Origin of the sequence: Methylocaldum sp. GT1TLB (assembly GCF_051027445.1) — a bacterium.
Taxonomy (GTDB): domain Bacteria; phylum Pseudomonadota; class Gammaproteobacteria; order Methylococcales; family Methylococcaceae; genus Methylocaldum.
On record NZ_CP194898.1, the window covers coordinates 4,787,536 to 4,799,752 of the forward strand.

At 55.5% G+C, this 12,217-nt stretch carries 13 protein-coding genes; 10 read left to right on the forward strand and 3 right to left on the reverse strand.

The features are described from left to right. The first annotated feature begins 76 nt into the window (after positions 1-76). The 4 genes from ACR2R1_RS21170 to infA are packed head-to-tail and all read left to right on the forward strand — an operon-like array spanning position 77 to position 2,937. Positions 77-1,267: a GNAT family N-acetyltransferase gene (locus tag ACR2R1_RS21170; protein WP_434111806.1), complete on the forward strand. Its 1,191-nt coding sequence runs from the start codon at positions 77-79 to the stop codon at positions 1,265-1,267. Beyond that, complete coding sequence (gene aat / locus ACR2R1_RS21175; RefSeq protein WP_434111808.1) at positions 1,242-1,946, forward strand: leucyl/phenylalanyl-tRNA--protein transferase; 705 nt, start codon at positions 1,242-1,244, stop codon at positions 1,944-1,946. Before ACR2R1_RS21170 ends, aat begins: the two co-directional genes overlap by 26 nt. After that, positions 1,943-2,668, forward strand: a complete 726-nt coding sequence (locus ACR2R1_RS21180; protein WP_086133568.1) for an arginyltransferase — start codon at positions 1,943-1,945, stop codon at positions 2,666-2,668. The genes aat and ACR2R1_RS21180 overlap by 4 nt, the downstream gene beginning before the upstream one ends. 50 nt (positions 2,669-2,718) lie before the next feature. Further along, positions 2,719-2,937 (forward strand): translation initiation factor IF-1, encoded by a 219-nt coding sequence (gene infA / locus ACR2R1_RS21185; RefSeq protein ID WP_026609371.1) that lies wholly within the window; start codon positions 2,719-2,721, stop codon positions 2,935-2,937. Positions 2,938-2,941: 4 nt separating this feature from the next. On the opposite strand, the gene clpA is transcribed toward infA, so the two are convergent. The 3 genes from clpA to ACR2R1_RS21200 form a co-directional block, all read right to left on the reverse strand. Continuing rightward, positions 2,942-5,209 carry an ATP-dependent Clp protease ATP-binding subunit ClpA gene (gene clpA / locus ACR2R1_RS21190; RefSeq protein WP_077728043.1) on the reverse strand — a complete coding sequence of 756 codons (2,268 nt, stop codon included), beginning with the start codon at positions 5,207-5,209 and terminating at the stop codon, positions 2,942-2,944. 15 nt (positions 5,210-5,224) lie between these two features. After that, a complete protein-coding gene (gene clpS, locus ACR2R1_RS21195) occupies positions 5,225-5,545 on the reverse strand; it encodes an ATP-dependent Clp protease adapter ClpS (protein WP_077728044.1) in 321 nt (106 codons plus the stop codon). A 118-nt stretch (positions 5,546-5,663) separates the two neighbouring features. Beyond that, positions 5,664-6,416, reverse strand: a complete 753-nt coding sequence (locus ACR2R1_RS21200) for an elongation factor-1 alpha (RefSeq protein ID WP_077728045.1) — start codon at positions 6,414-6,416, stop codon at positions 5,664-5,666. 160 nt (positions 6,417-6,576) lie between these two features. On the opposite strand from ACR2R1_RS21200, the gene ACR2R1_RS21205 reads away from it, so the two are divergent. The 6 genes from ACR2R1_RS21205 to ACR2R1_RS21230 are packed head-to-tail and all read left to right on the forward strand — an operon-like array spanning position 6,577 to position 12,194. After that, on the forward strand, positions 6,577-7,056 hold the full coding sequence (locus ACR2R1_RS21205; RefSeq protein WP_077728046.1) for an NUDIX hydrolase: 480 nt from the start codon (positions 6,577-6,579) through the stop codon (positions 7,054-7,056). Between the two features lie 4 nt (positions 7,057-7,060). Further along, a complete protein-coding gene (gene mnmA / locus ACR2R1_RS21210) occupies positions 7,061-8,185 on the forward strand; it encodes a tRNA 2-thiouridine(34) synthase MnmA (RefSeq protein ID WP_077728047.1) in 1,125 nt (374 codons plus the stop codon). 36 nt (positions 8,186-8,221) lie between these two features. Further along, positions 8,222-9,583 (forward strand): adenylosuccinate lyase, encoded by a 1,362-nt coding sequence (gene purB / locus ACR2R1_RS21215; protein ID WP_077728048.1) that lies wholly within the window; start codon positions 8,222-8,224, stop codon positions 9,581-9,583. 14 nt (positions 9,584-9,597) lie between these two features. Continuing rightward, entirely contained in the window at positions 9,598-10,221 is a 624-nt protein-coding gene (lolA, locus tag ACR2R1_RS21220; RefSeq protein WP_077728049.1) for an outer membrane lipoprotein chaperone LolA, read from the forward strand. Between the two features lie 40 nt (positions 10,222-10,261). Beyond that, positions 10,262-11,539 (forward strand): replication-associated recombination protein A, encoded by a 1,278-nt coding sequence (locus ACR2R1_RS21225; protein ID WP_434114289.1) that lies wholly within the window; start codon positions 10,262-10,264, stop codon positions 11,537-11,539. Positions 11,540-11,558: 19 nt separating this feature from the next. Further along, positions 11,559-12,194: a PilZ domain-containing protein gene (locus tag ACR2R1_RS21230; RefSeq protein ID WP_434111812.1), complete on the forward strand. Its 636-nt coding sequence runs from the start codon at positions 11,559-11,561 to the stop codon at positions 12,192-12,194. Positions 12,195-12,217 lie beyond the last annotated feature (23 nt).

Sequence of the window (12,217 nt, forward strand, 5' to 3'; positions counted from 1 at the left end):
GGCGGAAAGGCGTTATTATTTCATGGTTTGGCGAATCGATCACGGCATGCGGCCTTTTGACTGTTGAGGATACGAGATGAATGCCCAAGACAAGACGCAGTTGGCGGGCTTGAGGTCGCGCATCATTCGCAATATCGGCGCGGTCGAGCCCGAAGCCTGGAATGCGCTGACCGACGGCGCTTATCCCTTTCTACGGCATGAATTCTTGCTCGCATTGGAGGAATGCGGTTGCCTGGGCGAGCACGTCGGCTGGATTCCCTACCATGTGGTGATCGAGGATTCCGAGCGCCGCCTGGTAGGCGCCCTGCCGGCGTATCTCAAACTCAACTCGTTCGGCGAATTCGTTTTCGATTGGGCCTGGGCGGACGCCTACGAAAGAGCAGGCATGCCCTATTATCCGAAGCTGGTCGTGGCCTCGCCGTTCACGCCGGCCACGGGCCCGCGTCTTCTGATTCCGCCCGAGCGTTACTCGGATAGCTTGGCGGAAGCCGCGGTCGAGTCCGCGATCGAGGCGGCGCGTGATGCGGGAGTTTCCTCGCTGCACTGGTTGTTCACGCAGGACCGGGTATTGCTGCATTCGGAGCGCGTGTTGAAGCGGCTCGGCTGTCAATTCCACTGGGAAAACCGGGGCTACCGGGATTTCGAGGACTTTTTGTCGGGCTTTACCGCCAAGCGGCGCAAGGAAGTGAAGCGGGAGCGCCGGCAGGTGCGGGACGCCTCGGTGGAGTTGCGAAGAATCCGGGGCGACCGAGTGGAGCCCGACATTTGGCGTACGGTGTACGAGCTTTACCGGTCCACCTTCGCGAGACATGGCAACTATCCGGCACTGACGCTCGAGTTTTTCGAAGCGATTGCCGCAAAGATGGGAGAGCAAATCCTTTTGGTTCTCGCCGAGCGACACGGACGAATCGTCGGGGCAGCATTTTTTCTCGTCGGTCGCGATGCATTGTACGGTCGCTACTGGGGATGCACGGAAGATGTGACCGCTCTTCATTTCGAGGCTTGCTATTACCAGGGCATTGAATATTGTATCGAGGAGGGCCTCCGTCGCTTCGAACCCGGCGCTCAGGGCGAACACAAAGTCAGTCGAGGCTTTCTGCCGACCGAGACCTGGTCGGCCCACTGGCTGGCCGACGTCGGATTCCGCGACCCCATAGCACGCTTTTTGGAGCGGGAGATGGGTTTGGTACGCGCCTATATGTCGGAACTAAATGCCCACTCGCCTTTCAAAAATTTCGACCATGCTGACCGTTCTGAATCCCTTTGATCGAAACGAGCCGTTTCCGCCGGTGGAAACGGCTCTGGATGAACCGAACGGACTCTTGGCAGTGGGCGGGTGTCTCTCTGCGCGGCGGCTGGTGAATGCCTATCGGAGCGGCGTTTTTCCGTGGTTCGGCAAAGACGAACCGATTCTCTGGTGGTCGCCGGATCCGCGGTTGATCCTACGTCCCGAGAACATCAAGATTTCCCGGAGCCTTGGCAAGCGGCTCAGGCGCGGTGAATTTCATTTCAGTTTCGATGTATGTTTCGACCGCGTCATGGATGCTTGTGCGGAGCCGCGAGACTATGCGAGTGGAACCTGGATAACAGGGGAGATGAAGCGGGCTTATTCCAATCTTTTTGATCTGGGCCTGGCCCATTCCTTCGAAGCGTGGCAGGAAGAGGCTCTCGTTGGCGGACTTTACGGGGTTTCGGTCGGCCGGGTGTTTTTTGGAGAATCGATGTTTCACCATGTCACTGACGCTTCCAAGGCTGCTTTCGCTTTCGCGTGCGACTGTTTGAAGCGGTGGGGTTATGTCCTGATCGATTGCCAGGTCTATACCCGGCATTTAGCCAGTTTGGGAGCGGAAGAGATTCCGCGCTCGGAGTTTGTGAAATTGTTGCAAATTTATTGTGAACAGCCGGTTTCGAGCGAGGCTTGGAAGTCGGCGGGCGGGGTTTTATGAAATCGATACCGCTCTACATCAGCTATGAGCACGATTGTGATTACCTGCCGGGAAGGCAGGCGCAGATGGCTTATGTTTCGCCACGGGAGGCATTGGATGTCGATATTTATTCGTGGCTCGCAACCAGAGGTTTCCGTCGAAGCGGCGACATGGTTTACCGGCCGCACTGCTCGAATTGCTCGGCTTGTGTGCCGGTACGCATACCGGTCGCGCGATTTCGGCCGAATCGCGGGCAGCGTCGGATTCAGCGGATGAATGCCGATTTGGAAATTGCTCTGAAGCCGGCTCGATTCGAAGAGGCGCACTATCGACTCTTCCTGCGGTATCTCAATGCGCGGCATTCGGATGGCCATATGGCCGAATCCTCGGCGGAGGATTACATTCGTTTTCTTGCGTGCGGATGGGCGGAGACCGGTTTCTACGAGTTTAAGCGCGGGGATAGCTTGTTGGCGGTAGCTGTCACCGACTGTTTGGCCGATGGCCTCTCGGCGGTTTATACGTTCTTCGATCCCGATTTACCCGCACTCAGCCTGGGCAGCTATGCCATTTTGTGGCAAGTAGCGGAGACCAAACGACGCGGATTGGATTGGCTATATCTCGGATTCTGGATATCCGGTTGCCGAAAAATGAGCTATAAAAATTCGTTTCGTCCTCTACAGGCTCTGGTGGGCGAAGACTGGGTACTGGTGGAAAAAGGCGAGAATATCGTGCTTGAAACTTAATATGGTATTATTTGACTTTTACTGTTCGTATTCACTTTTGAGAGAGGTTTATGTCGAAAGAAGATCACATCGAAATGGAAGGCAAAGTGATCGAAACTTTGCCCAATACGACTTTTCGCGTCCAGTTGGATAACGGTCATATTATTACGGCACATATTTCCGGCAAAATGCGCAAGCATTACATCCGCATTCTGACGGGTGACCGCGTAAAAGTGGAAATGACGCCGTACGATTTAACGAAAGGCCGAATCACCTTTCGTCAGCGTTAAGAACTCAGACTTCCGCTGCTTCGTGCACGCCTTCGATGGTAAACGCCAGTTGGCCATCTTCCACGCTGATTCTCACTACTCCGCCCTCGCTTAACTTGCCGAATAGGATTTCATCGGCCAAGGGCTTTTTGATGTTTTCCTGAATAACCCGGGCCATGGGTCTCGCCCCCATAGACGGGTCGAAGCCGTGTTCGGCCAGCCATTCCCGCGCATCGGGCTCCAAAACCACCGACACCCGCTTTTCCGCCAGTTGCGATTCCAGTTCGAACATGAACTTGTCGACGACTTGGCCGATGATGTCGAGGTTGAGCGGCTTGAACTGAATAATGGCATCCAGCCGGTTGCGGAACTCGGGCGAAAACATTCGCTCGATGACCTTCATGCTGTCGGTGGAGTGATCCTGCTGGGTAAAACCGATCGACGGCCTGCCGCCCTCGGAGGCTCCGGCATTGGTCGTCATGATCAGGATGATATTCCGGAAATCGGCCTTTCGTCCGTTGTTATCGGTCAAGGTGCCGTGATCCATGACCTGCAGCAACAGGTTGAACACATCGGTATGGGCCTTCTCGACCTCGTCGAGAAGCAACACTGCATGCGGATGCTTGTTGACTTCTTCGGTCAACAAGCCGCCCTGGTCGAAGCCTACATAGCCGGGCGGGGCACCGATCAATCGGGATACGGTATGCCGCTCCATGTATTCGGACATATCGAAGCGGATGAGCTCGATGCCCAGTACCTTGGCCAACTGGCGGGTGACTTCGGTTTTTCCGACGCCGGTTGGGCCTGCGAACAGGAAGCAGCCGATGGGTTTTTGCACTTCACGAAGTCCCGCTCGCGACAGTTTGATCGCGGAGGCCAAGGTCGAAATGGCTTCATCCTGGCCGAATACCAGCATCTTCAAATTCTTTTCGAGATCCCGCAGTTTGTCCTTGTCGTTGGTGGAAACCGTTTTCGGCGGAATGCGCGCGATTTTCGAGACGATATCCTCGATCTCCAAAGTGCCGATCAGCTTCTTCCGGCGGGAAACCGGCAACAGCCGCTGGCTGGCCCCTGCCTCGTCGATCACGTCGATAGCTTTGTCCGGCAGGTGACGGTCGGTAATGTACCGATCGGATAATTCGGCTGCCGTGCGGAGCGCTGCCAGTGAATATTTCACGTCATGGTGTTTTTCGAACCGCGACTTGAGTCCGCGCAGAATATGGTAGGTCTCGTCGACAGTAGGCTCATGGATATCGATTTTCTGAAAACGACGGGCCAGAGCTCTGTCTTTTTCGAAAATACCCCGATATTCCTGATAAGTGGTGGACCCAATGCAGCGCAGTTCGCCCGAGGCCAATACCGGCTTGATCAGGTTCGAGGCGTCCATCACGCCGCCCGACGCCGATCCGGCTCCGATAATGGTGTGAATCTCGTCGATGAACAGAATCGAATTGGGCTCTTTCTTGAGCTGTGCAAGCAGTGCCTTGAGGCGTTTCTCGAAATCGCCGCGGTATTTGGTTCCGGCAACCAAGGAGCCGAGATCCAGCGCATAAATCGTGCTTTCCGACAGGACTTCCGGCACCTCTTTGTCGACGATCTTCTTGGCCAGTCCCTCAGCGATCGCGGTCTTGCCGACGCCGGCCTCGCCGACCAGCAACGGATTATTCTTGCGACGCCGACACAGGACCTGGATGGTGCGTTCGATCTCGCCCTTGCGTCCGATCAGCGGGTCAATCTTTCCGCGTTTCGCCAATTCGTTAAGGTTGGAAGCAAATTTTTCCAAAGGATTGGCGGCAGCGCCTTCACCTTCGTCGCTTTCCGAAGTGGTGCTGCTTTTCGGACTCGCATCCGAATCTTCGCGAACTTTCGAAATGCCGTGAGAAATGTAATTGACGACGTCCAAGCGGGTCACGTCCTGCTTGTTGAGCAGATAAACGGCTTGGGAGTCCTGCTCGCTGAAAATAGCGACCAGGATGTTGGCGCCGGTGACCTCTTTCTTGCCCGAGGACTGGACGTGAAAGGCCGCTCTCTGGAGGACTCGCTGAAAGCCGAGCGTCGGCTGAGTTTCGCGCTTCACGCCAGGCGGGATGAGCGGCGTCGTTTCATCCAGAAACTCGGTCAGATCCTTTCTCAATTGATCGATGTTCGCGCCGCAGGCGCGAAGCACTTCAACGGCTATCGAATTGTCGAGCATCGCGAGCAAGAGATGCTCGACGGTTATGAATTCGTGCCTTTTCTCGTAGGCCGATCGGAACGCGACGTTTAATGAATATTCGAGTTCTTTGCTTAACATAGAATCAGGGCCTGTTCAGGCTTCCTCCATTGTGCAAAGCAGAGGATGCTGGTGCTGCCGAGAATAATCGTTCACCAGCTGGACTTTGGTTTCTGCAACGTCCTTGGAGAAGACGCCACAAACGCCGATGCCCCGCGTATGAACGTGAAGCATAATCTGGGTAGCTTTTTCCTCGCTCATGCCGAAGAACGTTTTCAATACCAAAACGACGAAATCCATCGGAGTGAAATCGTCGTTCAACAGAATCACTTTATAAAGCGGTGGCCGTTTAAGTTTTGGCTTCGCTTCCTGTACGACAACATCGTCTGTGAGCTTGTGATCAGGATGTTGTGCCATTTCTCGCCCTTGAACTGCAACATGTCTAGACCACGGCTACTATAGCATCTGCGGGCTCCGTTGTATTAGACCGCCCTTGGTATAAATGATTTCCCGTCACAACCATTCGCCATAGGTTTCACGATCGCGTTAAAGCGTTACGACGATCCGGAAAAGGAAGCTTTCTGGGGAGTATCCACATCTCGTACATCGAGACCACCCACATGAATACGAACGCCATAGCCAAACCAGCGCCTCCAAGAACGACCAGGAGGGCGAAGTGTGGGTTCAGTTTAGTCAGCCACCAGGATGTGATGTCAAGCAGTAAGAAAGCGTAAGGCATGATGATCGCCGCGCCCTTCAGTTTCACGGGAACTCCCGTGGATAAGGCGAAGATCAGTCCGACGAACATGAAAATGAATGAAATGCCGAATAAATGAATATGCGACACGCGCGTCAATGACGAGAAAGTCGCGCCCTCGTCGGATGCGGTCCGCGCTTTGATGGTCGCGAATTGCGTGAAGTCGGGCAATCCGCCGGCTTCCGCATTGTGACAACTGACGCAGCGTTGCTCGAAGATGGGCTTTATGTCGCTTTCATAAGCTTTCTCGCTGGCGCCGTCGCGCACCCATTGGATGATCTTGAAGCGTTCTTCGTCCGGCGCCATGGGCTTCATGGAGCCGTTCAGCTGGCTTTCAAGTACGGAACCGGAACGATTGCCGTAATAGCTGTAGACGATATCTTCGATGGAAAGACCGAATTTGCCGTCAGCCATTCCGTGGGTAAACAGGATCTGGATCATTGCGACGGCATAGCCGATTGCTATGACCGTCAAATAACCGGAAAATAACAGCTTTATCGCTAATCCTAAACTGCTTAGGTTGAACGGCATGATTCAGCTCCAGCCGGAAGGGGTAAGTTAGAGGGTTTATCCTAGCCTGCCCACCGGGCATCGACAAACCTCGCAACATTCTAATTCTATATGTTATATGGCCGTTTTTCTTTTAGCACACGCGAACCGGCTAGGCAATTTACACATCAGTTAAAAGTGCATGCACCAGCTCGAAACCGAATTCAGCCGGAATGAGAGGCCGCGAGTCACCGTCGCGGCCATCGTCGAGCGGGACGCGCGTTTTCTCGTAGTCGAGGAGCGAGCCGATAACGGCAAGCTTGTGATCAATCAGCCCGCAGGTCATGTCGAAGCAGGAGAGAACGTCATCGAGGCCGCTATCCGCGAAACCTTCGAAGAGACCGCATGGCATTTCAGACCCGAGGCACTGGTTGGGATTTATCTATGGCGCCGGGCTGCGGGAGACGCCAGTTTTCTTCGAATCGGAATTGTCGGGTCGGTTGATGGTCACGATCCGGATAGTCCTCTCGACGAGGGCATCGTGAGCAGTTTGTGGCTGACCCGCGAGGAACTTTTGAGCGAGAAAATGCGTCTTCGAAGTCCTTTGGTGATGAAATGCATCGACGATTATCTCGCCGGGGAACGCTATCCCTTGTCGGTGCTCAAATCCTTGCTGAGTTGAATTCATGTCCCAGAAAGTCGTCGTCGGTATGTCAGGCGGAGTGGATTCCTCCGTCACCGCTTTGTTGCTCCTGGAACAGGGCTATGACGTGATCGGTCTTTTCATGAAGAATTGGGAGGAGGACGATCATACCGGCCTTTGCACCGCTCCACAGGATTTCGCCGACGCGAAAGGCGTCTGCGACAAACTGGGCATCCCGCTGCACGCGGTCAATTTTGCCGCCGAATATTGGGACGAGGTGTTCGAAATCTTCCTGAGCGAGTATAGAGCTGGCCGCACGCCCAATCCGGATATCCTCTGTAATCAGCAGATCAAGTTCAAAGCCTTTATGGATTATGCGACGGATTTAGGCGCCGATTTGATCGCGACGGGGCATTACGCGCGGGTCGGACGTCGGGACGGCGGTTACACTCTGCTGAAAGGGATCGATCAACAGAAGGATCAAAGCTATTTCATTTACACCCTGGGGCAGCCGCAGTTGGCTCGCGTGTTGTTCCCGATCGGGGGCATGGAAAAATCCGAGGTCAGAAAGCGCGCCGAGCAGGCGGGATTATCCAATTATCAGAAGAAAGACAGCACCGGCATTTGCTTCATTGGCGAGCGTCGTTTCAAGGAATTCTTGCAGCGTTTCTTGCCTGCTCAGCCGGGCGAGATTGAAACGCCCGACGGTCAAATCATCGGACGCCACGACGGGTTGATGTATTACACCCTGGGGCAACGGCAAGGACTCGGCATCGGCGGCATGAAAGGCGCCTCGGAAGAGCCATGGTATGTATTGGCCAAGGATTTGAAGCGCAATGTTCTGGTCGTTGGTCAGGGGCATGATCATCCGATGCTGTTCCATGCCGGCCTGGAAGCCGGAAGCTTGAGCTGGGTGCGCGGCAAGGCTCCCGATACGCCTGTTCGATGCGCTGCAAAAGTCCGTTACCGTCAGCCGGATCAGATCTGTACCGTCGAAGCTGTCGACGAACAGAGAATCCGCGTCGTCTTCGATCGACCGCAGCGCGCCGTGACTCCGGGCCAATCGGTGGTGTTCTATCAGGGCGAGGAGTGCCTGGGCGGCGGGATCATCGAGCGCGCGTTAGATGCCGCCCCGACCTCGACGTCGGTTTTTCGGGCTGTGGCCTGAGTTTCGCAATCTCACTATAAAGTTAAGGTTTTCTGAATGACGTCTCTCACCTGCCTTTCCCCCATCGACGGGCGCTATGCCGACAAAGCGGACGAGTTGCGCCCGATCCTCAGCGAATACGGCCTCATTCGTTTCCGGGTGCTGGTGGAAGTTCGGTGGCTGCAAACTTTGGCAGGAGAGCCGGGCATTGGCGAGGTGCCTGCGCTGAGCGATAGCGCCAACGATCGCCTGGAGGCTATCCTGACCGGTTTCTCCGTAAGCGATGCGGAACGCGTGAAACAAATCGAAAGGACGACCAATCACGACGTCAAGGCGGTGGAATATTTCCTCAAGGAAAAGATCGCCGATCATGTGGAATTGGTTCGGGTGAGCGAGTTCATCCACTTCGCCTGCACCTCTGAGGACATCAACAATCTGGCGTATGCCTTGATGCTGAAGGAAGCTCGGGACAGCGTTCTGCTGCCGCAGATTCGGCAACTGGTTGCCGCCATCAAAGAAAAGGCGGGGATCTATGCTGGCCAGCCGATGCTGTCTCGTACCCACGGACAATCCGCTACGCCGACGACCATGGGCAAGGAGTTCGCCAACGTGTCGGCCCGCCTCGAAAGACAGCTGAAGCAATTGGAGTCGATCGAACTATTGGGCAAGATCAACGGTGCCGTGGGCAATTACAATGCCCACCGGGTTGCCTATCCCGAGATCGATTGGCCGATCTTTTGCCGAAACTTCGTTACGTCTTTGGGTTTGACGTTCAATCCTTACACCACCCAGATCGAACCTCACGATTATCTTGCCGAGTTTTTCCACGCCCTGTCGCGTTTCAACACTGTGCTGATCGATTTCGACCGCGACGTGTGGGGTTATGTTTCGCTGGGCTATTTCCGCCAGAAAACCGTGGCTGGCGAAGTGGGATCTTCGACCATGCCGCACAAGGTCAATCCCATTGATTTCGAGAATTCGGAAGGCAATCTCGGGATGGCCAATGCGGTCTTCGGTCATCTTTCTGAAAAATTGCCGATCTCGCGCTGGCAGCGGGATTTGACCGATTCGACCGTGCTGCGGAACATCGGCGTAGGGATCGCCCATACGCTGATCGCGCTGCAATCGACCCTCAAGGGGCTCGGGAAGCTCGAACTCGACGCGGGCGTACTGGAAGCCGATCTTGCCGCCAATCTGGAAGTGCTGGCGGAGCCGATTCAAACGGTCATGCGCCGTTACGGCATCGAAAAGCCTTACGAAAAGCTGAAGGACCTGACCCGGGGCAAGCGCATCGAGCCGGAGGCGCTGTCCGAGTTCATCCTCGGGCTGAGCATTCCGGAAGACGCGAAGCAGCGCTTGCTGGCGTTGACGCCCCGCGATTACACCGGCTATGCGGAAGTTCTGGCCAAGAACTCTTGAGTAACAAACAAACGATGTTCAAAAAAGCATTACTTCTTTTATTGATCGTTCTTCCGGTCTTTCCGATAGCGGCGGAAGAGGCGCCGGTCCAGCGGCTCCGGAATTTCCTGGCGAAAGCGAATACCCTACAGGCGGAATTTTCCCAGGTCGTGATCGATGAAGCCGGCAGTCCCCGCCAGCGCACCAGCGGCGTGTTCTATCTTCAGCGTCCCGGCAAGTTCCGCTGGGATTACAAGAAGCCTTACAGCCAGGAAATCGTTTCCAATGGCGGCAAGGTCTGGTTCTACGACGTCGACCTCGAACAGGTAACCGCCAAGCGCCTCGACGATGCGATCGGTTCCACGCCAGCTCTGCTGCTGAGCGGCGAAGTGGCGCTGGAAAAGAATTTCAAGATCGAGAATCAGGGCATGGACGAGGGCTTGTTCTGGATCAAGCTGGTGCCGAAGGCCGAAGACAGCGGATTCAAATACGTCCTGATCGGCCTGGACGGCGACACGCTCGCGGGGATGGAACTGAGCGACAATTTCGGCCAGCTCACCCGCATCTATTTCACCGGGGTGAAAACGGGACTCAAGCTGGACCGCAGCCTGTTCGAATTCCGTCCTCCGCCGGGAGTCGACGTGTTCGAGGAAAAATAAACGCGTGAATACGGATCTTCAGAGACCTCTGGCCGACCGGATGCGGCCCCGCTGCCTGGACGAGTATATCGGCCAGCGGCATTTGATATCGCCCGGCAAGCCTCTTTATGAGGCCATCAAGGCCGGCAAGCTTCATTCGATGATTTTCTGGGGGCCGCCCGGCACCGGCAAGACGACCTTGGCGCGGATCGTCGCCCGTCACGCCGACGCGGAATTCCTGCCGATCTCGGCGGTACTGGCGGGCGTCAAGGAAATCCGAGAAGCGGTGGCCGAGGCGAAGCGGCTTTTGACCGACCATAATCGCCGTACCATTCTATTCGTGGACGAAGTGCACCGTTTCAATAAATCCCAGCAGGATGCCTTTCTGCCCCATGTGGAAGACGGCACCATCTATTTCATCGGCGCCACGACCGAGAATCCGTCCTTCGAGCTGAACAACGCCTTGCTTTCGCGTGCTCGTGTTTACCTGTTGAAGTCCTTGTCGGAAGACGATTTGCTCGACCTTATCGAGCGGGCCTTGCGGGATGGCGAACGAGGCGTCGGCCGGCCGGACCTCGGATTTCCCGAGGAGCTTCGCTGCTGGTACGCCAAGGCGGCCGACGGTGATGCTCGAAAAGTCCTGAGTCTGCTGGAGATCACTCTCGATCTGTTGGAAGTGGGACAAGACAAAATCACCCCGGACATCGCACGGGAAGTGCTCGCCGGCGGCGGAAACCGGCGATTCGACAAGCAGGGCGAGGATTTTTATAACCAGATTTCCGCGCTGCACAAATCGGTGCGGGGCAGCGCTCCGGACGCGGCCTTGTACTGGCTGTGCCGCATGCTGGACGGCGGCTGCGATCCGCTTTATCTCGCACGCCGCATCGTCCGTATCGCCAGCGAGGATATCGGCAATGCGGACCCGCGCGCGCTGGAGCTGTCCCTGAACGCCTGGGATGCTCAGGAGCGTCTCGGCAGCCCGGAAGGCGAACTGGCCCTGGCTCAAGCGGTTCTGTATCTCGCTTGTGCCCCCAAGAGCAATGCGGTATACGTCGCCTATAATACGGCTCGTGCCGATGCTGCCAAAACCGGCAGTTTGGAAGTGCCGACTCATCTTCGCAACGCCCCCACGCGCTTGATGAAGGAACTCGATTACGGAAAGCATTACCGTTACGCTCATGATGAACCCGAAGCGTATGCGGCGGGTGAAAATTATTTCCCCGAAGGGTTTCCGCCCCGTGCATACTACAAGCCGGTTTCGAGAGGGCTGGAAATCAAGATCGCGGAAAAATTGGAACGGCTGAAGGTTTTAGATAAGGCGGCTCTGGATAAGACTTAGTTACTATCGGATGAGTTTTATGGTCGACCACCAAGCGGATCATGACGAGGGGACGGAACCGATGAGTGGCAGGGACGCGGAAAAGGAGCGCAGGCGATATTTTCGGATAGAAGACGAGATTATTCTTTTTTTCAGGGAAATAGCGCCTGATGAGATTCCTGATAACCGAAGTCCGCGGGACTTTCCCTTGGATTCTTTCGCCCTTTCAGCCAGCCTGGATTTACTGACTCAGGAGTCCCGAAAGCTGCTGCGGCGAATAGAAAAAGACACTCCGGAAATCGGCGATTTCTTGAAGGTTCTGGAGCGCAAAATCGATCTCATCGCCCGGGCCTTCCTGAGCTACGAGGCCAACTTGCCGGAGCAGACCACTCAAGGTGTTAGCCTCAGCGCTTCCGGTTTATCCTTCGATGTGGAAAAGCCCTATGCTCCAGGTAAAGTGCTGGAAATCAAGATGGTCTTGCCGCCTGATCTGATCGGGTTAACTGCGTACGGTCGTATCGTTTATTGCAAAAAGAACGGGCCCGATTCCGAGCTGCCTTACCAAATTTCCGTGGATTTCGTCGGCTTGCGCGACAGCGATCGGGAGCTACTGATTCGCCACGTCGTCAGACGGCAGCTGCAGCAGCTTAGAAACAAGAAACAGCCATCGGAATAAGCGCTTCCGCGCCCCGCTTTATT